The sequence below is a fragment of the Rhizobium sp. PL01 genome (assembly GCF_033447125.1).
Taxonomy (GTDB): Bacteria; Pseudomonadota; Alphaproteobacteria; order Rhizobiales; family Rhizobiaceae; genus Pararhizobium.
The window spans coordinates 262,054-286,362 of the sequence record NZ_JAWQUM010000006.1; the positions used below are offsets into that span (position 1 = coordinate 262,054).

Genomic DNA, 24,309 nt, shown 5'->3' on the forward strand with positions numbered 1-24,309 from the left:
GAGAATCGGGTGAGCAGCATTACAGCACCGGCCGGCGACGAACCGAAAGTATCGCGCGCCGGCCTTGGAGGCTGGATGCTGTTTGACTGGGCAGCCCAGCCATTCTTCACCGTGATCATCACCTTCATCTTCGGTCCCTATTTCGTTGCCAGGCTCACCGATGATCCGGTTCACGGTCAGGCGATGTGGGGCTATACGCTGACCATTTCCGGCATCGTCATCGCGGTGCTTTCGCCCATACTCGGCTCGATCGCCGACCAGACCGGCGCGCGAAAACCCTGGATCGCCTTTTTCGCCGTCATCAAGATTGTCTCGCTGGCGCTTCTGTGGTTTGCGGTACCTGGCTCTTCGCTGATCTACCCGTTCATCTTCATCATCCTGGCATCGATCGCGGCGGAATTCTCGATTGTTTTCAACGATTCGATGATGCCGCGGCTGGTCGGCGCAGCGCAGATTGGGCGGATCTCCAATATGGCCTGGGGGCTCGGCTATCTCGGCGGCATGATCGTTCTAATCGCGGTCGTAACGCTTCTGGCGGCAAGCCCGGAATCCGGCAAAACACTTCTCGGCCTTGATCCTTTGTTCGGACTAGACCCGGCAACAGGTGATGACGCCCGTATCACCGGCCCGATTTCAGCCGTCTGGTATCTCATCTTCATCCTGCCGATGTTCCTGTTCACGCCGGACGCCCACAAGGCGGCTATGCCAGTGGCAACTGCGGTGCGCAGGGGAGTTGCCGAGCTGAGACACACCATCGGCGAGCTGAAACAGCGCTCAGGCATCCTACGCTTTTTGATCGCCCGCATGATCTTCCAGGACGGCGTCAATGGCCTTGTGGTACTTGGCGGCACGTTCGCCGCCAGCATGTTTGGCTGGCGGACTCTCGAGCTTGGCGTCTATGGCATAATCCTCAATGTCGTGGCGATCGGCGGCTGCCTCTATGCCAGCCGACTTGACGCGAAACTCGGCTCGAAGGTGATTGTCATGGCCAGCCTGATCTGCCTGACCATCGCAACACTCGGTATCGTCTCTACAGGGCCTGGCTACACGTTGTTCGGCTTGCTCCCGCTGTCGATGACTGATACCGGCGGCCTTTTCGGCACCGCCGCAGAAAAGGCCTACATCGTCTTCGGCCTTCTGGTCGGGATTGCCTTTGGCCCGGTCCAGGCCTCCTCACGCTCCTATATGGCGCGCAGTGTCAGCCCTGACGAGGCGGGACGCTATTTCGGTATCTATGCCTTGTCCGGGCGCGCTACGACTTTTCTGGCGCCCGCCGCTGTCGCCACCGTCACCTTGATGACCGGTTCCGCCCGCATTGGCATGATGGCCTTGGTCGTCTTTTTGGCTGTCGGCCTGCTCATTCTGATCCGGACTCCTTATCCGGCGAATAAACCTGCATAAAAAAACCCGCCGAAGGGGCGGGTTTCTGATTGATCGTACCGGGCTAAAGCCTCAGTGCCGGAAATGACGCATGCCTGTGAAGACCATAGCAACGCCAGCTTCGTCGGCGGCGGCGATGACTTCCGGGTCGCGCATGGAGCCGCCGGGCTGGATAACGGCAGTCGCACCGGCAGCGATCATCGACAACAGTCCATCGGCAAATGGCAGGAAGGCTTCCGACGCAACGGCCGAGCCGTGTGTCAGCGGTGCGGGAAGGCCGAGCGCCCTCGCGGCCTCTTCCGCTTTCAGGCCGGCGATGCGGGCTGAATCGATCCGGCTCATCTGACCCGCACCGATGCCGACGGTCTGGCCATCCTTGGCGTAGACAACGGCATTGGACTTCACATGTTTCGCCACCTTGAAGGCGAACTTCATGTCTTCCAGCTCCTGCGCGGTCGGTGCACGCTTGGTAACAACCTTCAGCTCGAGATCCTCGACCATGCCGTTGTCCCGTGTCTGCACCAACAGGCCGCCAGCGACTGTTTTTGCCGTCAGACCCGGTATGCGGGGATCGGGCAGGGCCCCGGTGATGAGCAGGCGCAGGTTCGGCTTGCTGCCAATGATGATCTTTGCGGCGTCGCTGACCGATGGCGCGATGATGACCTCGGTGAACAGCTTGACGATTTCTTCCGCCGTGGCGCCATCAAGCTCCTGGTTCAGGGCAATGATGCCGCCGAAAGCCGAGGTGGAATCACAGGCGAGCGCACGCTCATAGGCCTCAAGCAGTGTGTCGCCGGTGGCGACACCGCATGGATTGGCATGCTTGATGATGGCAACAGCCGGGGATTTTGCGGCCGGGAATTCGGCGACCAGTTCGAAGGCCGCATCAGTATCGTTGATGTTGTTGTAGGAGAGCTGCTTGCCCTGCAGGAGAGTAGCGGTCGCAACGCCCGGGCGGTTCTCGCCGGTGATGTAGAATCCGGCTTTCTGATGCGGGTTTTCGCCGTAGCGCATCTCTTCCTTGAGAATACCGCCGATAGTTCGGTGAAGCGGCATCGGGGTGTCGAGCACTTCGGCAAACCAGCCGGAAATCGCGGTGTCATAGGCAGCCGTGCGGGCATAAGCCTTCGCGGCCATTTTCTGGCGGAAAGCGAAGGATGTGGCAGCGCTGGTGCCGAACTCAGTCAAAAGAGCCGAATAATCGGACGCATCGGTGATGACGGTGACATAAGCGTGGTTCTTGGCCGAAGCACGGATCATCGCCGGGCCGCCAATATCGATATTCTCGACTGTCGTCGGGTAATCGCCACCCTTGGCGCGGACATCTTCAAATGGATAGAGTTTGATAACAGCGAGATCGATGCCGGTAATGCCATGCGTCGTCATTGCCTGAACATGGTCCTCATCATCGCGGATCGCCAGAAGACCGCCATGCACGCCCGGGTGCAACGTCTTGACCCGGCCGTCCATCACCTCCGGAAAACCGGTCAGTTCCGACACGTCGGTGACCGGAAGGCCGGCATCGGCGAGCGCCTTGTGGGTGCCGCCGGTCGAAACCAGGTGCACACCCTTGTCATGCAGGGCCCGGGCCAGATCGACGATACCGGTCTTGTCGGAAACGGAGAGGAGAGCGGTACGGACAGTGACCTGATCCGGGGCGGGAATCTTCTTGGAGGCGACAGCCATCATCAAGCTCCTTGGTAGGGCCGGATATCGGGAGGGTCTTCCGGCAAATGTCCGCCTGCCGTTAACACAGCTTTCTCCCCGAAGAAACCGCAGTCACGGCAATGAGCGCCCTACCGGAGAGATTGTCAGGCTTCGCGGGAAAAAATCCACTGGATTTCCGGCTGCGAAGCCACGGCGAAGGTAATGGTCAACTGCGACGACTTGCGCACGCCAGACGGATCAGCAAAGAAAATGTCTTCCTCGACCAGAACCTCGCCGTCACGGCAGGTGAACAACCAGACTTCGCCATCCGGTGCGCTCAGATAGACTTCATGAGCGCTGTGCTGACGGAGATTGATCGACGGGTGGATATGAAACCGGGCGACAGCGACGGCACTATTGGTTTCCGCTGGTTCCGAACCATCCGGCTGGAACAGCCGATCACGCCCGCGAACCGCATTACCCTGGCCGTTGATGCTGATATCGCGCTCATGCTGCAGACCAAAGACCTGGGTATAGCCATCGTGACTGGCGATGACCGCATCCGGCTGGCCAGCACGCTCTTCGCGGCGGACAGCAACCTTGGAAACGCCGCCGGTGACGATCGGACCGAGAAAACCCGATTGCGATAGGCGCGATGACGAGCGATCATTGATCGTCACGGTCGAATGCGCTGCGGTCGAACGCGCCAGTTGACGGAATCGTTCGCCGGCAAACTTTGGCGATCCGGAATTGATGACAAACCGATGGCGGCCGGACGACATTTCAAACGACAGGCATCCGGCATGCGCCGTGCGCGACAATTCCGGAGATAGCGGCTTACCCGTGTCCATGATGACAACAACATTGTTGTGCGCGAGACGTTCGTACTGGAGATGCGGCAGGCCTTTAAAGGGCGCACCGGCAGTCTCGTCATAGCGCAGCACCGCCATAAGCTCATTGGCAAGCGTGGAGGTCGCTCCATTGAAGAGAGCCAACTCGCCACCCTCATGACGGAAGAACCGCAGGGCGGGATACATCCGGTCGATGCACGGGATCAGCTTGGCCGGCACCTCGTGACCGAGATTGACATATGTCTGGCGCAACGGCAGCAGATCGATCAGCAATTCCAGACCTGTGCGCGGGTTGCGTGAGCTGTGGCCGCCATCCGGCAGGATTTGCCGGTCGAGTTCCACATCAAGATTGCGGGCAGCCTTGCGGATCGTCGCTTCAGAGGCCGGCATGGCCACGGAAGCCATGGCAAGCGCGATTCGCGCCCGCAGCCGCGCTTCCCCATCGCAGGTCGTGTCGGTGATATGGCGCAGATAGCGTACCTGAAACGCAAGGCTTTTCAGAAACCGCCGATAGAATGGATGCTCGGCGTTGCGCAGGATGATCGGCGAATGCGACAACCAGGCAATCAGCCGTTGGGAAATGATATCGGCGTCCCAGGCAATACCGCCGATGTAACGCCCATGCGTTGCCATCCAGTCGTTGACGATATGACGCAGATGCGCGAAGGCCTCCTCCTCCTTGGAGGCACGCATATGACGTACCCATCCGAAAGAATGCAATCTGACGGCGAATTCGTGGGACGGCAGATCCATCTCGAAAGGTGATTCGCCCTCGGTTTCGAGCACGCGTCCGGCCAGCGGGAAGCGCCCCTGAAGGATTTCCTGTGCGACGAAAGGATCGACTGCCCTGAGATCAGTGGGGGCGACGATCAGCCGGTCGGGTGCTGTGCCGGTAAAACGGAACGCGGTATTGCGGCCCAAGGCGAGGCGGCGCGAGAAGCGGCGCCAGCCCTCGCGTGCATACAGATAGAGAAGCCTTTGCCGGTCTGAAATCTGCATTTTCGACGCTTGCGCGTCTCCCTACTTCCGGACAGGCCTCATGCGGCATCGAAAACCGGAATGACTGCTGTCCGCACCAGATACTACCAGGACCACGATCGTGCCTGAAAAGTCGTTAAACTTTTATGGATCGCACCCTGTATTGTTTAGGCAAACGCACATAGGGCGTCAATTGACGCCCGCAATGTGCCTGTTGACAGAGATGTAGCTAAATCTTGCGGCGCAGAATGACGGCATAAAATCCGTCCAGCCCGCCGGAGAAACCGTCCTGCGGATCAATCATCGCCGGCGTGGTGCGGAATTCACCCAGAGGTGTCACCGCATTTTCGAGGCCCGGCCAATCTGCCGGCACAATCACCACCCGTTCGCAATTGCCATCAGCCAAAACGCGTTCCGCAACGGTTTCGCCTTCCCGCACATCGAGCGAGCAATTGGAAAAGACGACGAGGCCGCCTGGTTTTATCAGCGTCAACGCATGACGCAGGAGTTTTTCCTGCAGCACAGCCAGCTTCTCTATATCCTCCGGGCCTTTCGTCCAGAGAACGTCCGGGTGGCGGCGGATCGTGCCGGTCGAGGAGCAGGGCGCATCAAGCAGCGCGGCATCGAAGAGCTCTTCGGTGCGGAAATCGGCCATGTTGATTTCCTGGGTGGATGCTTCCAGCCCAAGACGAGCCAGATTACCCTGGAGGCGCTTGAGGCGGCTTGCCGACTGATCGAGAGCGGTAACCTCAGCACCAGCGAGAATGAGCTGTGCCGTCTTTCCGCCAGGGGCGGCGCAAAGGTCAATGACGCGTTTGCCAGCGAGAGACCCGAAAAGCTTGGCAGGAAGCGCAGCAGCGGCATCCTGCACCCACCATTCGCCATCATCAAAACCCTCGAGGGAAGGCACCGCGCCGGAAAACCCGGCGAGACGGACGGAGCCAGTCGGCAGGAGACGGCCATTCAGGCGTTCTGCCCAGCCTTCGGCATCCGATTTGACGGTCAGATCAATGGCTGCGGGCGTCAAAAGCGCGTCTGCAATGCGGGCGGCTTCATCAGCGCCGTAATAGGTCACGAGCCGCTTATGGAACCAGCTGGGAATTGCCGGGATTTTTTCACCGACATTGGCTAATAAGTCCTGCTTTTCGCGGGACATGCGACGCAGCACGGCATTGACGAGGCTGGCAAAGCGCTTGTTGCGCGGATCGATCTGCGCCTGCTCGACCGCGAGATCGACAGCGGAGTGATCCGGTATATCGAGATAGAGGATCTGCGCCGCAGCCACCGTCAAGACATGATCAAGCGCGCGGGCGCCTTCCGGCAACGGGTTCTGCAAAAGCGAACCGATCATCGCGTCGATGCGCGGCAATTGCCGCAGCGCCGAATTGAGAATCGCCCGAACCAGAGCCCGGTCGGCCTCATTGAGTTCCCGATAGGCCGGATTTCCGTTACCGGCGTCCAGCATGCCGTCCAGAGACGTCTTGCGATCAACAACGGCGGCGAGCATCTTTGCAGCAACCTGCCGGGCCCGGATTCCGGGCTTGTCGCTGCGTTCAAAGGCCGGATTCTCCGAACCTTGGCCACGCGAACGGGCAGGGCGATTATTTCGTTTCGGATTCGAATCGTTTTTATTATCGTCAGACGTCAAGACCAGGGACCTTTCGGTGGTTCGGAACCACCGCGACCCCAGCCTGTCGGCGGCACAGAGCGCGATTTGCGGACGGGATTATCAGCCCTGACCGGCGGCGTCGAGACCGGTTGCATCTCTTGCGCCATCTGCTGCAGTGCAGCGATGCGATTTTCCGTCGCCGGATGGGTGGAAAACAGGTTGTCCATGCGCTCGCCGGACAGAGGATTGATGATGAACATATGGGCGGTGGCAGGATTGCGCTCGGCCTCGGCATTCGGCACCTGATGGGCGAAATTCGAGATCTTGGCGAGCGCCGATGCCAGCGCCAGCGGCTTGCCGCAGATTTCCGCACCCCGACGGTCGGCCGAGTATTCCCGCGTGCGGCTAACCGCCATCTGTACGATCCCCGCGGCCAACGGCGCGACAATCATCGCCACTAGCGTCCCGATGAAACCAAGCGGATTGTTGTTTTCCCGGTTGCCGCCAAAGAAGAAAGCAAAGTTGCCAAGCATGGAAATGGCGCCGGCCAGCGTTGCCGTCAGCGTCATTGTTAGTGTGTCGCGGTTCTGCACATGGGCAAGCTCATGCGCCATGACGCCCGCGACTTCATCATAATTCAGCGCATTCAAAAGACCAGTAGAGGCAGCCACCGCGGCGTTTTCGGGGTTACGCCCCGTTGCAAAGGCGTTTGGCTGCGGATTGTCTATGACATAGACTTTCGGCATCGGCAGGCCAGCATTCTGGGCCAGATCACGGACGATACCGTAATATTCAGGCGCCGATTGCGCATCGACCTCCTGGGCGCGATACATGCGCAGCACCATGCTGTCCGAATTCCAGTAGGAAAAGAAATTCATACCGGCGGCGATAACGAGAGCGATCATCATGCCACCCCGGCCGCCGATGAGAAAGCCGACCGCCATGAACAATGCGGTCATAAAGGCCAGAAGCATCGCGGTGCGCATCAGGTTCATCAGGTCAGGTCTCCAAAGTTTGCCAATGTTTCACGTGAATCATGGGTTTCGCTTGAACAAAGGTTTCCTATATGATGGGGACATTAGGCGCATTCTTCAACTTTTTCGCGGAAATTCGCATGCAGAACGACAACGACAATCTGGCGGTCGAACCGCGCAAGCCTCTTTCTCCTGCCGCCAAGCGGGCGCTGGCGGAAGCCGCCGAACGCCGCAAGGCGCAAAAGCCCATGGAACTCCCGGAAGAACTGGGTGGTCGTGGCGGAGCAGAGCCTTCGCGTTTCGGCGACTGGGAAATCAACGGCCGGGCGATCGATTTCTAAGGAAATAATTCCTGTTGAAATCACATGAATATCGGTATATTTTCCTATTCATGATGTTTCGCTTCTCACCACTCCTCATTTCCGCGTTGATACTGCCGTCTTTGGCCATTCCTTTGCACGCGGCAGAATCCGGCAGGAGAGTAGAAATAGCCGGTCCGGTCACAGCTGAGGTCCTGCGTGTCATTGATGGCGATACGATCCTGGTGGCGGCAAAGCCCTGGCCGCAACAGACGATGGAAGTCTATGTGCGGCTGCGCGGTATCGATGCGCCCGAGCTTAAATCCGCCTGCTCCGCCGACCGCGATGCCGGCCAGCAGGCACGCGCGGCACTTACAGGCCTGACCGATGGTCAGGGTGAAATCCAGCTGACGCATATTTCCGGCGACAAGTATTTTGGCAGGGTCGTTGCCGATGTCAGCTTTTCGGACGGACGGAATCCGGCTCAGGAAATGCTGTCGGCGGGCTACGTCGCGCCTTACGATGGTGGCCGCAAATCAAAAACCTGTTCTTCCTGGTAGGTGACCCGAGCCATCCGGACAGCGGATGGCTCGGGGTCGCTTTACTTCTTGTTCTGACGATTGGCGATGAGGTCATCGACAACGGCTGGATCGGCAAGCGTCGATGTATCGCCGAGCGACCCGAAATCATCCTCGGCAATCTTGCGCAGGATGCGGCGCATGATCTTGCCGGAACGGGTTTTTGGCAGGCCGGGCGAAAACTGGATCTTGTCCGGTGACGCGATGGCCCCGATTTCCTTGCGGACATGGGTTACCAGCGCCTTGCGCAGATCGTCTGATCCGGTCTCACCGACCATCAACGTTACATAGCAATAGATGCCCTGGCCCTTGATGTCATGCGGATAGCCAACGACTGCGGCTTCCGACACCGAATCATGGCTGACCAGCGCTGATTCGACTTCCGCCGTGCCCATACGGTGACCGGAGACGTTCAGGACGTCATCGACACGACCGGTGATCCAGTAGTAGCCGTCGTCATCACGGCGGCAGCCGTCACCGGTGAAATACTTGCCCTTGTAGGTGGCGAAATAGGTCTGGATGAAACGCTCGTGATCGCCGTAGACCGTCCGCATCTGGCCGGGCCAGCTGTCGGTGATGCAGAGATTGCCGTCTGCGGCTCCCTCGATCACCTTGCCTTCGCCATCGACCAGCTGCGGCTGCACGCCGAAGAACGGGCGGGTGGCAGAGCCGGGCTTCAGGGCCGTGGCGCCGGGCAGGGGCGTAATCAGAATGCCGCCGGTCTCCGTCTGCCACCAGGTATCCACCACCGGGCAACGGCCATCGCCGACAACATGATAGTACCATTCCCAGGCCTCCGGATTGATCGGCTCGCCGACGGAACCGAGCGTGCGCAACGATGTGCGCTGAGACCGCGTGACGAAAGCGTCACCCTGGCCCATCAGGGCGCGGATGGCTGTCGGCGCAGTATAGAAAATGTTGACCTGATGCTTGTCGACGACGTCCCAGAGACGGCCAGCGTCCGGATAGGTCGGCACACCTTCGAACATAAGCGTTGTGGCGCCATTGGCGAGCGGGCCGTAGACAATATAGGAATGGCCGGTCACCCAGCCGACATCGGCGGTGCACCAGTAGATATCGCCGTCGTGATAGTCGAAGACGTATTGATGCGTCATCGAAGCATAGACGAGGTAGCCACCCGTCGTGTGCAGCACGCCCTTTGGTTTTCCAGTCGATCCGGAGGTGTAGAGGATGAACAGCGGGTCTTCCGCGTTCATCTGCGCTGGCGGACAATCCGCTTCGACATTGGCAACGGCCTGATGGTACCAGACGTCACGCTCGGAGAACCAGGCGATCTTGCCGGCCGTGCGGCGCACGACAATCACCGACTTGACCTCGACGCCACCGCGCGAAGCGATCTCGATAGCCTGGTCGGTATTGGCCTTCAACGGGATCGGCTTGCCGCCACGCAGGCCTTCATCAGCCGTGATGACAACGGTGGATTCGCAATCAACGATACGGCCGGCCAGTGCGTCTGGCGAAAAACCGCCGAAAACGATGGAATGCACGGCGCCGATACGCGTGCAGGCCAGCATCGCATAGGCCGCTTCCGGGATCATCGGCATGTAGATGGTAACGCGATCGCCCTTCTGGACGCCTTTTGCCTTCAGCACATTGGCGAGGCGGCAGACATGCTCGTGAAGCTCGCGATAGGTGATCTTCTTGTCGTCATAGGGATTGTCGCCTTCCCAGATGATCGCCACCTGGTCGCCACGCTTTTCGAGATGCCGGTCGATGCAATTATAGGAGACGTTGGTGACGCCATCCTCGAACCACTTGATCGAAACATCGCCCTCGAAAGAGGTGTTCTTGACCTTGGTATAGGGTTTGAACCAGTCGATGCGCTTGCCATGCTCGCCCCAGAAAGCTTCAGGATCAGCGACGCTTTGCTTGTACCAGGCCTGGTAAGTCGCATCGTCAATAAGAGCACGGTTCCGGGCGGATTCCAGGATTGGATAGGTTTTGGCAGACATGATGATTTCCTCCCTGCACAGGCAGTTTCAGACGGCACATCTCCTCGTGCTCGCCCGCTTCGGGCGCCATACATATCAGGTCAAGACACGGCGTCCATTAGACAAAAGGTCATTTATTCAAGAAGAATTGCATTTCTGAGAGGACGAGGGTATAGAGGCGCTAATTTCCCGGAAATTAAGTGGTTACACCCCCACGGCCCGCGACACCGGCGCGGACGGACAGAAGGACTATATCCATGGCTCAACAACTGCTTATGCCCAAAGCGACGGCCGTATGGCTTGTTGACAACACTGCCCTGTCGTTCGAACAGATCGCCACGTTCTGCAAACTTCATCCGCTGGAAGTCAAGGCAATCGCCGACGGCGAATCCGCGCAGGGCATCAAGGGCCTTGATCCGATCGCCACCGGCCAGCTGTCGCGCGACGAGATCGCCCGCGCTGAAAGCAATCCAAACCACAAGCTGAAGATTTCCGAACCGAAGGTTCGCGTCCCGGACAGCAAGCGCAAGGGCCCGCGCTATACCCCGGTTTCCAAGCGCCAGGACCGCCCGAACGCCATTCTGTGGCTGGTGCGCAATCATGCAGAATTGAAGGATGCCCAGATCTCGCGTCTCGTTGGCACCACCAAGTCGACGATCGAGCAGATCCGCGAGCGCACCCACTGGAATTCGACCAACCTGACGGCGATGGACCCGGTCACGCTGGGCCTCTGCACACAGATCGACCTCGACCTTGAAGTCGAACGCGCCAATAAGGGCCGTCCGCTGCCAACCGCTGCCGAACTCGGCGCGACGCTGGAAGCTTCGAAGGAAACCGAAAAGCTGCCGTTCTCCTACGACCGCGAAGAAGAAAAAGAGATCGACGCCGACGCTGTTTTCTCCAAGCTCAAGGCCCTCAAGTCCGACCGCAAGGACGAGGACGAAGACAACGCTTACTGATCGGAACCAATTGTTCACGATGGAAAACCCGGATCAGCTGATCCGGGTTTTTTTGTGCTTTTAGAGCGAACTTCCTTGTCTGGCCTTTTGAGAGGTGACTCCGGCTAAAGATAATTGTGGGCGGCTAGACTCCGATACCTCGCCCATTCAGAGCAGTCGCGATTTCGTCCAGCACTGTCGGATCATCGATCGTTGCCGGCATCTTCCAGCTTTCGCCGTCCGCAATCTTCTGCATCGTCCCGCGCAGGATCTTGCCCGACCGGGTCTTCGGTAGCCGCTTGACACAGATCGCCGTCTTGAACGCTGCGACTGGCCCGATGCGTTCGCGAACCAAACCAATAACCTCCTTCTCGATATCGTTTGTTTCACGGGAAACATTTGCGTTGATGACCAAAAAACCGGCCGGCACCTGGCCTTTGATGGGATCAGCAATGCCGATGACGGCACATTCTGCGACATCGGGATGGCTGGCGCAGATTTCTTCCATCGCTCCAGTGGACAGACGATGGCCGGCGACATTGATGATATCGTCGGTGCGCGACATGATGAAGATATAGCCATCCTCATCTATGTAACCGGCGTCAGCCGTGCGGTAATAGCCGGGAAACTCGGTTAGGCAGGTCTCGCGAAACCGCTGATCTGCATTCCAGAATGTCGGCAGACAGCCAGGAGGCATCGGAAGCTTGATGACCACATTGCCCAGCGTTCCGGATCCGACCGGATGACCGGCATCGTCGAGCACCTGAACATCATATCCTGGCAACGGCACGGCGGCGGATCCGTATTTCACCGGCAATAACCCAAGGCCCATCGGATTTCCGGCAACCGGCCAACCCGTTTCCGTCTGCCACCAATTATCGATGACGGGAACCCCGAGCTTTTCCTCCGCCCACGCCACCGTATCGGGATCGGCGCGCTCGCCTGCCAGAAAAAGCGCCCTGAATGTCGACAGATCGTAACGGCGAATCAAATCGCCCTGCGGATCCTCCTTGCGAATGGCGCGAAAGGCTGTCGGCGCAGTGAACAGCGTGGTCACGCCATGCTGCTCGATCACACGCCAGTAGGCACCGGCGTCAGGCGTGCCCACCGGTTTCCCCTCATAGAGGATTGCCGTGCTGCCATTCAGCAGCGGCCCGTAAACGATGTAACAATGACCGACGACCCAGCCGATATCGGAGGCCGCCCAGAAGACTTCGCCTTGCTTGATGCCGAAGAAATGCTGCATCGACCATTTGAGCGCGACCATATGGCCGCCATTGTCACGCACGACACCTTTTGGCTGGCCGGTCGTCCCTGACGTATAGAGGATATAGAGCGGATCGGTGGCCAGAACCGGGGTGCAGGCAACCGCAACGCCACGTTGCTTTGCCGATGCTGTGGCAGCGGCGAAATCGATGTCGCGCCCCACTTGAAGGTCTGCCGTGAGCACATCCCGTTGGAAAACAAGGCAATGAGCTGGCTTGTGCTGGCTGATCTCGATTGCGGCGTCGAGCAGCGGTTTATACGGGATGATCCGGCCAACTTCGATACCGCAACTGGCTGAGACGACCAATTTAGCCTCGCAATCAGTGATGCGGGTCGCCAGTTCACTTGCGGCAAAACCGCCGAAGACAACGGAATGAACGGCGCCGATGCGCGCCGCCGCCAGCATGGCAAACACGGCCTGCGGGATCATCGGCATGTAGATGATGATCCGGTCGCCCTTGCCGACACCCAGATCACGATAGACCGCCGCAAGCGCCACGACCTCGCCGAGCATGGCGTCATAGGTCCAGTGCTCGACTGTGCCAGTCACCGGGCTGTCGTAGATCAAGGCATTCTGATCGCCGAGACCTGCGGCCACCTGGCGATCCAGGCAATTGAAACAGGTATTGGTTTCGCCAGCGGGAAACCAGCGTCCGTAGACACCCTGGCTCGGGTCGAAAACCTGATCGAACGGCCGGAACCAGTCAATTTCGCCGGCTGCATCGGCCCAAAAGCCTTCGGGATCCTGTTTCCACGCGCCATAAACGTCGGAATAGCTGCTCGCCATAGCCGTCTCCTCCACTCCCATACCGGGCGAACCGGCCTCCGGAAGAGACCATAGGGGATTGCCCGGACACGGAGAAGCCAGACGAAAGCGTTAGAGCGTTCTAGCCGTCAGAGAAGACTAACGTGTTCCGAAGATCGCTGAGCCGACGCGCACGCTGGTGGCGCCGAACTGCACGGCAATATCGAAATCACCGGACATGCCCATGGAGAGCTTGTTCACGCCGCACCGTTCGGCAAGCTTGGCCAGCAGTGCAAAATGCGGACTGGGATTTTCGTCCGCCGGCGGAATGCACATCAGTCCTTCCACCGGAATACCGATCGTTTCACGGCACAACGTCACGAAGGCCACGGTATCATCCGGAGCGATGCCTGCCTTCTGTGGTTCCAGACCCGTATTGACCTGAACAAAGAGGCGAACCGGTTTGTCCTGCCGAATGATTTCAGCAGCGACAGCGTGGGCGATCTTTTCCCGATCGATGGTTTCGATGACATCGAACAATGCCACCGCATCCGCCGCCTTGTTCGATTGCAGCGGGCCGATCAGATGAAGCTCGATATCGGCGGTTTCAGCCTTCAGTTCCGGCCACTTGCCTTGCGCTTCCTGCACGCGGTTTTCGCCAAAGGTCCGCTGGCCCGTCGCAATCACCGGGCGGATTGCATCGGCATCGAATGTCTTTGAAACCGCAACGAGAGAGGCGGCACCTATGGGACGATTGGCAGCGTGCTCTGCATCGCGAATCCGGCTCAAAACGCCGTTCAACCGTTCTTCCACGCTCATTGCCGTCATCTCCATCAATTTCCAGCCCTTTTGGCGCAATAGTCAAACTGGACGTGGCTGCCAACCCGTAATCGCCAGATGCCAGCCAAATGCTTCAAAGTTTTGCCTCAAAGCCTTCCAAAACTTGACGCTACGCTTGTTTCATGGTGAAGGTCACGCCAAATATCCAGGGGACTGATTTCCCCTCGCCCAATTTTCCGGAACATCGATCACATGGCTACCGAACGTTACAATCCGCGCGATTCTGAACCCCGCTGGCAGCAGGAATGGGACCAGAAGAACGTCTTCACCACCGACAACGATGACCCGCGCGAAAAATATTACGTGCTTGAGATGTTCCCGTACCCATCGGGCCGGATCCACATGGGCCATGTGCGCAACTATGCGATGGGCGACGTTGTAGCGCGCTACAAGCGTGCGCGCGGCTATAACGTGCTGCATCCGATGGGCTGGGATGCCTTCGGCATGCCCGCCGAAAATGCCGCCATGGAGCGCGGCGTGCACCCGGCCGCCTGGACCTACCAGAACATTGCCTCGATGAAGGCGCAGCTGAAGGTCATGGGCCTTTCGCTCGACTGGTCGCGCGAATTCGCCACCTGCGATGTCGAATATTATCAGCACCAGCAGCACTTGTTCGTCGATTTCCTCGAGAAGGGCCTGGTCTACCGCAAACAATCGAAGGTCAATTGGGACCCGGTCGATAACACGGTTCTGGCCAATGAACAGGTGATCGACGGCCGCGGCTGGCGCTCGGGCGCTCTGGTCGAGCAGCGCGAACTGACGCAGTGGTTCTTCCGCATCACCGATTTCAACCAGGACCTGCTCGATTCGCTCGACACGCTGGATCAATGGCCGGAAAAAGTCCGGCTGATGCAGAAGAACTGGATCGGCCGCTCCGAAGGCCTGACGATCCGTTGGGAAATCGTTCCGGGCACGGGTGCAGCGGACGCGACCGAGGTCGCAGTCTATACGACGCGGCCAGATACACTGTTTGGTGCTTCCTTCCTTGCGATTGCTGCAGATCACCCGCTGGCACGTCAAGCGGCTGCGGGGAATGCTGAAATCGAAACCTTCTGCGAGGAGACCCGCCGCGCCGGCACATCGCTGGCAGCGCTGGAAACGGCCGAAAAGAAGGGCATCGACACCGGCATCCGCGTCAAGCACCCGCTGGATCCAAGCTGGGAACTGCCTGTTTACGTCGCCAATTTCGTTCTGATGGACTATGGCACCGGCGCGATCTTCGGCTGCCCTTCCGGTGACCAGCGTGACCTCGATTTCGCCCGCAAGTACGACTTACCGGTTGTTGCCGTGGTGATGCCGAAGGATGGCGACGCTACGAGCTTTACCATTGGCGATGAGGCCTATGTCGGCGACGGCGTGATGATCAATTCTCGCCACCTCGACGGTCTGACGATCGAAGACGCTTTTGAAAAGGTGGCATCGACGCTGGAGCAGGCCTCGATCGGCAACGCCCCGCAGGCTGAGCGCAAGGTCAATTTCCGTCTGCGCGACTGGGGTATTTCACGCCAGCGCTACTGGGGCTGCCCGATCCCGGTCATCCATTGCGACGATTGCGGTGTCATTCCGGTGCCCAAGGCCGATCTTCCGGTCAAGCTGCCCGATGACGTCACCTTCGACAAGCCAGGAAATCCGCTGGACCGGCATCCCACGTGGCGCCATGTTTCCTGCCCGCAATGCGGCAAGGACGCGCGCCGGGAAACCGATACGATGGATACGTTCGTCGATTCCTCGTGGTATTTCGCCCGTTTTACGGCACCATGGGAAAACAAGCCGACCAATCCGGCAGCAGTCGATCACTGGTTGCCTGTCGACCAGTACATCGGCGGCATCGAACACGCGATCCTGCATCTGCTCTATTCGCGCTTCTTTACCCGGGCAATGAAGGCCACGGGGCATGCCGGCCTCGACGAGCCCTTCAAGGGCCTGTTCACGCAGGGCATGGTCGTGCACGAAACCTATAGCCGCGGGCAGGGTGCTCAGCGCGAATGGGTCACACCGGCTGAAATCATCATCGTCGAGACCGATGGCAAACGGCAGGCGAGCCTGATTGAAACCGGCGAACCGATTACCATCGGCTCGATCGAGAAAATGTCGAAGTCGAAGAAGAACGTTGTCGACCCCGACGATATCATCGCCTCCTATGGTGCCGATACCGCGCGATTCTTCGTTCTCTCCGACTCGCCGCCCGATCGCGACGTGATCTGGTCGGAAGCCGGCGTCGAAGGTGCCCATCGCTTCGTCCAACGCCTGTGGCGATTGATCTCCGAAGCATCCGATGCGCTGAAATCGATCGAAGCCGAGCCCGCTTCCACGGGGCCAGCTCTTGCGATCTCGCAGCTGACCCACAAGACGCTGAAAGCGGTTCAGGCTGACTACGACAAGCTCGCCTTCAACAAGGCCGTGGCGCGGCTCTATGAGCTCGTCAATGCCCTTGCAAACCCGCTGACACAGGTTGCGGCTGGAACGGCAGATCAGGCAACCACCGCCGCCGTCAAGGATGCGGTATCGATCCTGATTAGCCTTGTTGCCCCCATGATGCCGCACCTGGCCGAGCAATGCTGGCAGGAGATCGGCGGAACGGGCTTGGTCGCCCAGACAGCCTGGCCGGTCTACAGCGAAGCGCTTGTTGCCGAGAACGAAGTGACAATGCCCGTTCAGATCAACGGCAAGAAGCGAGCAGATTTGACAATTGCGCGCGATGCAGATCAGACTGCAATCGAGAGTGCCGTTCTGGCGCTCGAGCCGGTCAAGACTGCACTGAACGGCCAAAGCCCGAAAAAGATCATCGTCGTGCCGCAGAGGATCGTGAATGTCGTTGTCTGAAAAAGCTCAAAAATACGTGCAGTTTCTGGCTTTCGGCACTCTCGTGGTTCTCGCTGGCTGCCAGGTCAAACCGCTTTATTCGGACGGCCCGCAAGGCAAGCCTGCAAAGGCACTTGCATCGATCGAGATTTCAGAGGCCGATGACCGCGTCGAGCAGGAAGTCCGCAACGCGTTGATCTTCCTGACATCCGGCGGTGCTGGTGAACCGAAGAACGCGCAATACAAGCTGGCTTTGAACGTCACAAGCGAGATCCAGGGCGTTCTCTACGATCAGAACACCACCGACGATAACACCGATACCGCTGGCGCTGGCCGCGTCGTCGTCATGGCTGATTATAACCTGACCCGTGTCGACACCGGCGAAACCGTACGCTCCGGCAACCGCACCGCCGTATCGCTCGTCGACTTTCCGGAGCAGGAATTTGCCAAGGTTCGCGCCAGACGCGATGGCGAAAAGCGTGCTTCCAAAGAACTGGCTGAGATCATCCGCGCCGATCTCGCTGCAGCGCTTGGCCGCTGAACTATCAGCGGCATAAGGTGGCGGTATGACCGAGATCAAATCGCACGAATTTGAGCAGTTCCTGCAGCGTCCGCTGCGGGACAATCGTATCTATCTGATCTACGGCCCTGACCGCGGACTGGTTTCCGAGCGCGCCGGGCAGATTGCGGGCAAAACCGGCGTCGCTCTCGATGATCCGTTTTCGCTCATCCGGCTGGATGGGTCGGACCTTCAGCAAAGCCCCGGACGGCTGCTGGACGAAGTCAATACGATCGGTCTTTTTGGTGGCGAGAAGCTCGTCTGGATCCGCGCGTCGGGGACGGAAAAAACACTGGTCGATGGCCTTACCGTGCTCTCAAAAGAGCCGCCGGAAGCGAGCTATGTAATCATTGAAGCTGGAGATCTCAAGAAGGGTACCGGCATTCGCAAGATCGGTGAAACCAGCCGTGCGGTAGTATCCATTGCCTGTTATAGTGACGACGCTAGAGCAGTGAATGCGCTGATCGATCAGGAGCTTGGACAGGAAGGATTGCGCATCTCGCCAGCAGCACGGGAGCGGCTGAACGAAGCTCTTGGGGGCGACAGAATCGCCTCTCGCAACGAGATCCGCAAGCTGGCGCTCTATTGCCGTGGCATGGGTTCGATCGAAGAGGATCATGTGCTGGAAATCGTCGGCGATGCCAGCGCCGTCTCTGTCGATGACGCGATCGATGCCGTGCTCAAGGGCGATGCCGACGGCCTTCAGCATGCCATCCGCAAGATCGTTGCGTCGAAGACTGCCATCTTCCTGGTGCTGCAGGCCTGCCTGAAGCAGTTTCAGTTGCTTGATGTGATGCGCTCTGAGATGGACGACAAGCGGCAACAACCCACCCAGGTGGTGGCTACACTGGGCCGCCATCTGCATTTCCGGCGCAAGCCGTTGATCGAAGCCGCGTTGAAGACCTGGACACTACCAGCAATCCGCCGCGAAATGGGTCGCCTTCAGGCCGCTATTCTTCAGAGCCGCACCCGGCAGAGCCTCGAAGACAGCATCGCGATGCAGACATTGCTGGCGATTACCCTGCAATCGGCGCGCAAATAGAGTTACCTATTTGTTATTACTCAATTAGAATATTTGTTTCGTTTCCGAATCGATATCAGCGCCGCTCGAGCAAGCGGCAGATTTCTTCCAACTGATCCAGGGTCTTGTACGAAATTCGGAGCTGACCGCCGGATGCCTTGTGGTTGACGGTGACGTCGAGCCCGAGGCTGTCAGACAGCGTCCGCTCAAGCGCCAAGGTATCAGCATCCTTCTCCTCTTTGGGGGAGGGCTTGCCATATGTTGGGTCGTTTTGGGCACGGATATCGTTCTGCGCCAACCGTTCCGTGTCACGAACCGACAGGCCCTTGGCAATAATCGAACGTGCCAGCATGACCGGATCAGACGTCGGGATCAGGGCGCGGGCGTGACCTGCAGACAAGGTGCCCGATGACAACATATCCCGAACCGGTTCGGGCAGCTTCAACAGCCGCAGGCTATTGGCCACATGACTGCGGCTCTTGCCGATGATCTCGCCGAGATCGTTCTGGGTGTAACCGTGCTCAGCGATCAGCTGATCGTAGCCCAGCGCTTCTTCAAGCGGATTAAGGTCGGATCGCTGAACGTTTTCCACGATCGCGATTTCCAGGGCGGTTCGGTCGTCCACGTCGCGGACAATGACCGGGATATCCGTAAACCCTGCCAGTTGAGCCGCACGCCAGCGGCGCTCGCCGGCGATAATCTCGTAACGTTCATCGGCGATAGTGCGAACCACGACTGGCTGAACAATACCATGCTGACGGATCGAGCTTGCCAGATCCTGCAGTTCGGACTCATCAAAGGTCCGGCGCGGATTGCGCGGATTGCGGGCGACAAACTCGATCGGGATACGCCTGTCGGCATTGACCGCAGCAACAGGACTGCTCGCCTGCAAGGGCTGGTCCATTTCACCAATCAAGGCAGCAAGACCACGGCCAAGTCTACGTCTCGAATTGTCGTCATTCATCGTCAGTACTCACACTTATTCGTTACGATGTCGAATCGATTGCGGGTCAAGCTGCCTTCCGCAACCGCTCCCGCTGGATCACTTCGGATGCCAGCTGAAGGTAGGCCTGGCTACCCGCGCATTTCAGATCATACAGGATCGCCGGCTTTCCATAGGACGGCGCCTCGGAAACGCGAACATTGCGGGGGATCAATGTATGATAGACCTTCTCCCCAAGATGCGTACGAACATCGTTGACCACCTGTTGCGCCAGGTTGTTGCGGGAATCAAACATAGTCAGCACGATGCCCTGAATATCCAGGGTCGGATTGACCGAGCGTCGAACCTGATCGACGGTTTCCAACAACTGGCTCAGCCCTTCGAGAGCAAAGAACTCGCATTGCAGAGGAACCAGCACCGAATGCGCGGCCGCCATGGCATTCATCGTCAGGAGATTGAACGAGGGCGGGCAATCAACAAGCACATAGGAATAGGCAAGCGCCTCGGGGGAGGATAGCGCCTTGCGCAGGCGAAACACCCGGTCGCTGGCTGCCGAAATCTCCATCTCGACGCCGAGAAGATCCATTGTCGATGGCACAATGGAAAGGTTGGGAACGACTGTGTCCTGAACGATATCAGCAATGTTGTGAGAGCCGATCATCAACTCATAAGAGGATAGCTTTCGATCCCGCCGCTGGATACCGAGACCGGTGCTCGCGTTGCCCTGCGGGTCCAGATCGACGATCAGTACCTTTTCGCCGATAGCAGCCAAAGCGGTTGCGAGATTGATGGCCGTCGTGGTTTTCCCCACGCCGCCCTTCTGGTTGGCAATCGTGATAATTCTATTCTTCTCGCCTATCATGCCGCATTCCGCCGTTATTGAATTTTCCGCGAAAGATTTGCGATTTCGAGAACCACAGAGTCCGGCTCGACGACGCTTGCATGTTTTACCAGATCAAACTGAAAGCGACTAACGGCTTTGTCCACTTCCTGCTGATAATCCCGGCCTTTGTGGAAAAAGGCTCGTGGTTTGTTAGCCATGGTCATCCATGGGGCACAATAATCGAGCAGTTGACTGAGATCAGCAAGCGCTCGCGCCGAAATAACATCGCACTGCGGAATGATGTCACGTGCATCTTCGATCCGAATCGGATGCACAGAGCCGCGGGCGCCGGTTTCATTCAGCGCTACGCGAAGGAATGCCGCCTTTTTATTGTTGCTTTCGACCAGGTGAACCCAGCCATCTCCCAATTCAGCCAGGAAGATCGCCGTTATAATACCAGGGAAACCACCGCCGCTACCGAGATCAACCCACCGTTTCCGGCCCGGAAATAGCTGAAAGATCTGTGCGCTATCGGCTATATGACGCTGCCATAAGTCCGAGAGCGTCGATGGGGCTACGAGGTTGATCGACTTAGCCCATTTCTGAAACAAGGTGGAAAAATGTTCGAGCCTCTCCGACGTTTCACGTGAAACACGCAATCCGTTTAGCTCACGGGAAGGACTCGCAATCATTGAATCGCCTGCTTTAAATGCTCTGTTTGGGTGTGGTACCCCTTGCGCATATGCGCCAGGATCAGTGATATAGCTGAAGGTGTTATTCCATCCACCTTCATGGCCTGCGCCAGATTGCGTGGTTTCGCAGCTTTCAGCTTCTGCTTCAGCTCGTTCGACAGACCTGACAGAACCTGAAAGTCAAAATCATCCGGAATGACACGGCTCTCTTCGCTGCGAACGCTGGCTATATCGGATGCCTGGCGATCCATATACACTGAATAGGTCGCGTCAATTTCGAGCGCCTCTGCGAGCTTACCATCAATCCCAGACAGTGCCGGCCAAACAGCGCTCAGCGATTGGATGGAGTGATCGGCATAGGACAGAAGCTCGAACGCTGAGCGGCGTTGACCATCAAGGTTCAACTTCAGTCCGTGGCTTCGCCCTTCTGTGGGCGTTACCGTCAACGACTTCAGCAACTGCCTGTTACTCTCAATATCCCCGACCCATTTATCAAATTTAGCGCTACGTTCCGCCGAAACGCACCCCAGCGACATCGCCTCGGGCGTCAGCCGGACGTCGGCATTATCGGCGCGAAGTGACAAGCGATACTCGGCGCGTGATGTAAACATCCTGTAGGGTTCAGCCACGCCGCGGGCGGTAAGATCATCGATCATGACGCCGATGTAGGAGTTGGTGCGGCTGAATACATGCGGTGTATTGCCGGCGCAGAGAAGCGCTGCATTCAAACCCGCGACCAGACCTTGGGCGCCAGCTTCTTCATAACCTGTCGTGCCATTGATCTGGCCAGCAAGGAACAAGCCGGGGATTTTTCGGACTTCCAGGGAGAGGGAGAGCTCACGCGGATCGACATGATCATACTCGATGGCGTAACCCGGTTGAATGATCGAAACGTTCTCCAGTCCAGGAATTGTTTGGATGAAAGCCTGCTGTACATCTTCCGGCAGCGATGTGGAAATTCCGTTGGGATAGACGGTATCGTCGTCTAGACCCTCTGGCTCCAGAAAAATCTGGTGGCCATCGCGTTCACCGAATTTGACAATCTTGTCTTCGATCGACGGGCAGTATCTCGGACCGACGCCTTCGATCTGCCCGGAATACATCGCGGACTTCATAAGATTATCGGAAATGATCTTATGCGTTGCGTCGGTCGTCCGCGTCACACCACATTCTATCTGCCGGTTGAGGATGCTTTCAGTCATAAACGAGAAGGGAACCGGATCTTCGTCCGCACCTTGGCGGCCGACGGATTGCCAATCAATGGTCTTGCCATCCAGACGAGCGGGCGTGCCGGTCTTCAGCCGCCCGAGCCGTAAACCAAAACGCTCCAATGTTGCAGACAAACCGAGGGATGGATTCTCGCCGACCCTTCCGGCGGGAATTTTGCGATCCCCTATATGAATGAGGCCCCTTAAAAAAGTTCCCGTGGTCAGGACTGCAGCGCCACAGGAGAAATGGCGACCATCGGCAAGGATGACGCCGCAAACACGGCCGTCCTTCAGCTGCAAATCAAATGCGTCACCTTCAACGACTTCAAGATTCTCGATTGCGTTGATTTCCGACTGCATGGCCTGGCGATAGAGTTTGCGATCTGCCTGGGTTCGTGGGCCGCGCACGGCCGGTCCTTTACGGCGGTTCAACAGCCGAAACTGGATACCAGCCGCATCGGCGACACGCCCCATGAGCCCATCCATCGCGTCGATCTCACGAACGAGATGGCCTTTTCCCAAGCCGCCAATAGCCGGGTTGCACGACATCACGCCTATCGTGTCGCGCTTGTGCGTCACCAAGGCAGTTTTGGCGCCCATTCGCGCAGCAGCGCTGGCAGCCTCGCAACCCGCATGGCCACCGCCGATGATAATGACATCATAATCGAACATCTTAGACCGTCTCCATCACGGTGTTACGGAAGCGAATCGTTTCACGTGAAACATCCTTTAAGACTCGCCAACGTTGTATAAATTGTTGCACCTCATTTACCGATGCAAAATTCAGAAAAGATCACGCCAAGTAGATCCTCGACATCAACTCGCCCGGTAATTCTCCCAAGCGCATCGCCAGCCTGTCGCAAGTATTCTGCTTGAATATCAAGTCCGCTATTTGATTGCGCCAAACTGATCTCGATCGCGGAAAGCGTTTGCTTCAAGCAACTCACGTGCCGCTTTCGGGTCGGTAAGGACAGCGCATTTTGACCGGACACGTCAGGCAGGTGATCAGCAAGGATTTCAATGAGCCGATCAATTCCTGCGCCCGTCTCCGTTGAGATCAACACGTCAGCGCTGGCCTTATCCCACAAAAGAGGGGATCGATCAATCTTGGTGCCGATTCGAATAACCGGCTTCGTCGGTTGGAGTTTTTCGAAAGGGATAAAGCCTTCTGGTGTATCAGCCAGCAGCAAAACGACATCGGCCTGATCGATCGTCAGATAGGCACGCCGAATGCCTTCCTGTTCCACCTTGTCATCGGTTTCTCGCAGCCCTGCGGTGTCGAAAAGCTGAACACGGAATCCGGCTAATGATAAATCGACAGAGAGAATGTCTCGTGTGGTTCCGGCAATATCGGTGACAATGGCAACATCGCGGCGTGCCAGGTGATTGAGCAGGCTGGATTTTCCGGCGTTCGGTTCACCAGCAATGACAATCTTCAAGCCATCACGGATGATCTCCGCGACGCCGGCTCCCTCCAGATGAGACGTGATCTCGGACGTCAATTCGTGCATGTCCACCCAGATTTTCTCGGCGACCGAGCCCGGAACATCATCCTCGTCGGCGAAATCCAGTTCGGCCTCAATCATTGCTCTTGCATGCGTCAGCCTGTGGGCCCAACCCTCGTAGATCGTCGAGAGGTTGCCGCTGGAATGCTCCTGCGCAAGCCGCCGCTGCATTTCAGTTTCGGCAGCAATCAGATCGGCAAGACCCTCAACTTCCACCAGATCGAGTTTGCCATTCTGAAATGCACGTCGCGAGAATTCGCCAGCCTCGGCATGTCTCACACCCGGTGAAACCTCAAGTTCAGCAAGGATGGCATTCACCACAGCGCGACCGCCATGAACCTGCAGTTCCGCGCAGTCTTCACCGGTAAACGACGCCGGAGCGGCAAAATAGAGGACAAGTCCCTGGTCCAACACATCATTGTTTCGATTGCGAATCGATCGCAAAACAGCATGCCGAGGTAAGGGCAAGGAACCACATAGGCCGTTTAAAACCTCCGACGTACGAGGGCCACTGATGCGAATCACCGCGACGCCCGCCGGCAGCGCGCCGGAGGAAAGGGCGTAGATCGTGTCGGACATGGACTGCTGCGGCTGGTTCAACGTGCGTATCCCTATTTGCCGATATCCATCGCAATGGGCGATGCTTTGAGCAAGTTTAGAATCCGGACAATGAATCCGGCTATGAAGTTTTCGCTAGAA

19 protein-coding genes are annotated in these 24,309 nt (G+C 58.0%); 7 read left to right on the top strand and 12 right to left on the bottom strand.

The genetic code is table 11. From position 1 onward, the window contains the following. Window positions 1-9 precede the first annotated feature (9 nt). Complete coding sequence (locus tag R6X40_RS16590; protein WP_318414889.1) at window positions 10-1,401, top strand: MFS transporter; 1,392 nt, start codon at window positions 10-12, stop codon at window positions 1,399-1,401. A gap of 51 nt (window positions 1,402-1,452) precedes the next feature. Here R6X40_RS16590 and purH read toward each other — a convergent pair whose 3' ends face one another. The 4 genes from purH to htpX form a co-directional block, all read right to left on the bottom strand. Next, a complete protein-coding gene (gene purH, locus R6X40_RS16595) occupies window positions 1,453-3,066 on the bottom strand; it encodes a bifunctional phosphoribosylaminoimidazolecarboxamide formyltransferase/IMP cyclohydrolase (protein ID WP_318414988.1) in 1,614 nt (537 codons plus the stop codon). A 125-nt stretch (window positions 3,067-3,191) separates the two neighbouring features. Next, window positions 3,192-4,877 (bottom strand): heparinase II/III family protein, encoded by a 1,686-nt coding sequence (locus R6X40_RS16600; protein ID WP_318414890.1) that lies wholly within the window; start codon window positions 4,875-4,877, stop codon window positions 3,192-3,194. A 208-nt stretch (window positions 4,878-5,085) separates the two neighbouring features. Then, on the bottom strand, window positions 5,086-6,504 hold the full coding sequence (locus R6X40_RS16605) for an RsmB/NOP family class I SAM-dependent RNA methyltransferase (protein WP_318414891.1): 1,419 nt from the start codon (window positions 6,502-6,504) through the stop codon (window positions 5,086-5,088). Then, entirely contained in the window at window positions 6,501-7,460 is a 960-nt protein-coding gene (htpX, locus tag R6X40_RS16610; RefSeq protein WP_318414892.1) for a zinc metalloprotease HtpX, read from the bottom strand. Before htpX ends, R6X40_RS16605 begins: the two co-directional genes overlap by 4 nt. Window positions 7,461-7,531: 71 nt before the next feature. Here htpX and R6X40_RS16615 point away from each other — a divergent pair, with 71 nt between their 5' ends. Both R6X40_RS16615 and R6X40_RS16620 read left to right on the top strand, forming a co-directional pair. Next, window positions 7,532-7,780, top strand: a complete 249-nt coding sequence (locus R6X40_RS16615; RefSeq protein ID WP_412178395.1) for a DUF1674 domain-containing protein — start codon at window positions 7,532-7,534, stop codon at window positions 7,778-7,780. 113 nt (window positions 7,781-7,893) lie between these two features. Further along, on the top strand, window positions 7,894-8,298 hold the full coding sequence (locus R6X40_RS16620; RefSeq protein WP_318414894.1) for a thermonuclease family protein: 405 nt from the start codon (window positions 7,894-7,896) through the stop codon (window positions 8,296-8,298). A gap of 41 nt (window positions 8,299-8,339) precedes the next feature. On the opposite strand, the gene acs is transcribed toward R6X40_RS16620, so the two are convergent. Next, complete coding sequence (gene acs / locus R6X40_RS16625; RefSeq protein ID WP_318414895.1) at window positions 8,340-10,289, bottom strand: acetate--CoA ligase; 1,950 nt, start codon at window positions 10,287-10,289, stop codon at window positions 8,340-8,342. A 236-nt stretch (window positions 10,290-10,525) separates the two neighbouring features. Between acs and R6X40_RS16630 the strand changes: the two genes are divergently transcribed. Further along, window positions 10,526-11,227 carry a DUF1013 domain-containing protein gene (locus R6X40_RS16630; RefSeq protein WP_318414896.1) on the top strand — a complete coding sequence of 234 codons (702 nt, stop codon included), beginning with the start codon at window positions 10,526-10,528 and terminating at the stop codon, window positions 11,225-11,227. Window positions 11,228-11,351: 124 nt separating this feature from the next. Here R6X40_RS16630 and R6X40_RS16635 read toward each other — a convergent pair whose 3' ends face one another. Both R6X40_RS16635 and R6X40_RS16640 read right to left on the bottom strand, forming a co-directional pair. Then, window positions 11,352-13,259 carry a propionyl-CoA synthetase gene (locus R6X40_RS16635; protein WP_318414897.1) on the bottom strand — a complete coding sequence of 636 codons (1,908 nt, stop codon included), beginning with the start codon at window positions 13,257-13,259 and terminating at the stop codon, window positions 11,352-11,354. Window positions 13,260-13,376: 117 nt separating this feature from the next. Continuing rightward, window positions 13,377-14,036 carry a YggS family pyridoxal phosphate-dependent enzyme gene (locus R6X40_RS16640; protein WP_318414898.1) on the bottom strand — a complete coding sequence of 220 codons (660 nt, stop codon included), beginning with the start codon at window positions 14,034-14,036 and terminating at the stop codon, window positions 13,377-13,379. A gap of 213 nt (window positions 14,037-14,249) precedes the next feature. Here R6X40_RS16640 and leuS point away from each other — a divergent pair, with 213 nt between their 5' ends. Genes leuS through holA form a run of 3 tightly spaced genes read left to right on the top strand, consistent with a single transcriptional unit; the run spans window position 14,250 to window position 18,460 of the window. Beyond that, the gene (leuS, locus tag R6X40_RS16645) at window positions 14,250-16,880 is read left to right on the top strand and encodes a leucine--tRNA ligase (RefSeq protein WP_318414899.1); all 2,631 of its coding nucleotides are present in this window, start codon (window positions 14,250-14,252) and stop codon (window positions 16,878-16,880) included. Beyond that, the gene (gene lptE / locus R6X40_RS16650; protein ID WP_318414900.1) at window positions 16,867-17,400 is read left to right on the top strand and encodes an LPS assembly lipoprotein LptE; all 534 of its coding nucleotides are present in this window, start codon (window positions 16,867-16,869) and stop codon (window positions 17,398-17,400) included. Before leuS ends, lptE begins: the two co-directional genes overlap by 14 nt. 25 nt (window positions 17,401-17,425) lie before the next feature. Further along, on the top strand, window positions 17,426-18,460 hold the full coding sequence (holA, locus tag R6X40_RS16655) for a DNA polymerase III subunit delta (protein ID WP_318414901.1): 1,035 nt from the start codon (window positions 17,426-17,428) through the stop codon (window positions 18,458-18,460). A 55-nt stretch (window positions 18,461-18,515) separates the two neighbouring features. Here the strand turns inward: holA and R6X40_RS16660 are convergent, their stop codons facing one another. From R6X40_RS16660 to mnmE, 5 genes are all read right to left on the bottom strand, one after another. Next, window positions 18,516-19,403 (bottom strand): ParB/RepB/Spo0J family partition protein, encoded by an 888-nt coding sequence (locus tag R6X40_RS16660; RefSeq protein WP_318414902.1) that lies wholly within the window; start codon window positions 19,401-19,403, stop codon window positions 18,516-18,518. Between the two features lie 46 nt (window positions 19,404-19,449). Then, entirely contained in the window at window positions 19,450-20,244 is a 795-nt protein-coding gene (locus R6X40_RS16665; protein WP_318414903.1) for a ParA family protein, read from the bottom strand. Between the two features lie 14 nt (window positions 20,245-20,258). After that, a complete protein-coding gene (rsmG, locus tag R6X40_RS16670; RefSeq protein WP_318414904.1) occupies window positions 20,259-20,897 on the bottom strand; it encodes a 16S rRNA (guanine(527)-N(7))-methyltransferase RsmG in 639 nt (212 codons plus the stop codon). Further along, complete coding sequence (gene mnmG, locus R6X40_RS16675) at window positions 20,894-22,777, bottom strand: tRNA uridine-5-carboxymethylaminomethyl(34) synthesis enzyme MnmG (protein WP_318414905.1); 1,884 nt, start codon at window positions 22,775-22,777, stop codon at window positions 20,894-20,896. Before mnmG ends, rsmG begins: the two co-directional genes overlap by 4 nt. Window positions 22,778-22,869: 92 nt before the next feature. Next, the gene (mnmE, locus tag R6X40_RS16680; RefSeq protein WP_318414989.1) at window positions 22,870-24,189 is read right to left on the bottom strand and encodes a tRNA uridine-5-carboxymethylaminomethyl(34) synthesis GTPase MnmE; all 1,320 of its coding nucleotides are present in this window, start codon (window positions 24,187-24,189) and stop codon (window positions 22,870-22,872) included. Window positions 24,190-24,309: the final 120 nt, after the last annotated feature.

What these genes read in the sequence shown, in the direction of transcription:
- purH (WP_318414988.1), bottom strand. Translation starts at nt 3,066, where the DNA reads ATGGCTGTCGCCTCCAAGAAGATTCCCGCCCCGGATCAGGTCACTGTC.
- R6X40_RS16600 (WP_318414890.1), bottom strand. Translation starts at nt 4,877, where the DNA reads ATGCAGATTTCAGACCGGCAAAGGCTTCTCTATCTGTATGCACGCGAG.
- htpX (WP_318414892.1), bottom strand. Translation starts at nt 7,460, where the DNA reads ATGAACCTGATGCGCACCGCGATGCTTCTGGCCTTTATGACCGCATTG.
- R6X40_RS16615 (WP_412178395.1), top strand. Translation starts at nt 7,532, where the DNA reads ATGATGGGGACATTAGGCGCATTCTTCAACTTTTTCGCGGAAATTCGC.
- acs (WP_318414895.1), bottom strand. Translation starts at nt 10,289, where the DNA reads ATGTCTGCCAAAACCTATCCAATCCTGGAATCCGCCCGGAACCGTGCT.
- R6X40_RS16630 (WP_318414896.1), top strand. Translation starts at nt 10,526, where the DNA reads ATGGCTCAACAACTGCTTATGCCCAAAGCGACGGCCGTATGGCTTGTT.
- R6X40_RS16635 (WP_318414897.1), bottom strand. Translation starts at nt 13,259, where the DNA reads ATGGCGAGCAGCTATTCCGACGTTTATGGCGCGTGGAAACAGGATCCC.
- R6X40_RS16640 (WP_318414898.1), bottom strand. Translation starts at nt 14,036, where the DNA reads ATGAGCGTGGAAGAACGGTTGAACGGCGTTTTGAGCCGGATTCGCGAT.
- leuS (WP_318414899.1), top strand. Translation starts at nt 14,250, where the DNA reads ATGGCTACCGAACGTTACAATCCGCGCGATTCTGAACCCCGCTGGCAG.
- lptE (WP_318414900.1), top strand. Translation starts at nt 16,867, where the DNA reads ATGTCGTTGTCTGAAAAAGCTCAAAAATACGTGCAGTTTCTGGCTTTC.
- holA (WP_318414901.1), top strand. Translation starts at nt 17,426, where the DNA reads ATGACCGAGATCAAATCGCACGAATTTGAGCAGTTCCTGCAGCGTCCG.
- R6X40_RS16660 (WP_318414902.1), bottom strand. Translation starts at nt 19,403, where the DNA reads ATGAATGACGACAATTCGAGACGTAGACTTGGCCGTGGTCTTGCTGCC.
- R6X40_RS16665 (WP_318414903.1), bottom strand. Translation starts at nt 20,244, where the DNA reads ATGATAGGCGAGAAGAATAGAATTATCACGATTGCCAACCAGAAGGGC.
- rsmG (WP_318414904.1), bottom strand. Translation starts at nt 20,897, where the DNA reads ATGATTGCGAGTCCTTCCCGTGAGCTAAACGGATTGCGTGTTTCACGT.
- mnmG (WP_318414905.1), bottom strand. Translation starts at nt 22,777, where the DNA reads ATGTTCGATTATGATGTCATTATCATCGGCGGTGGCCATGCGGGTTGC.
- mnmE (WP_318414989.1), bottom strand. Translation starts at nt 24,189, where the DNA reads ATGTCCGACACGATCTACGCCCTTTCCTCCGGCGCGCTGCCGGCGGGC.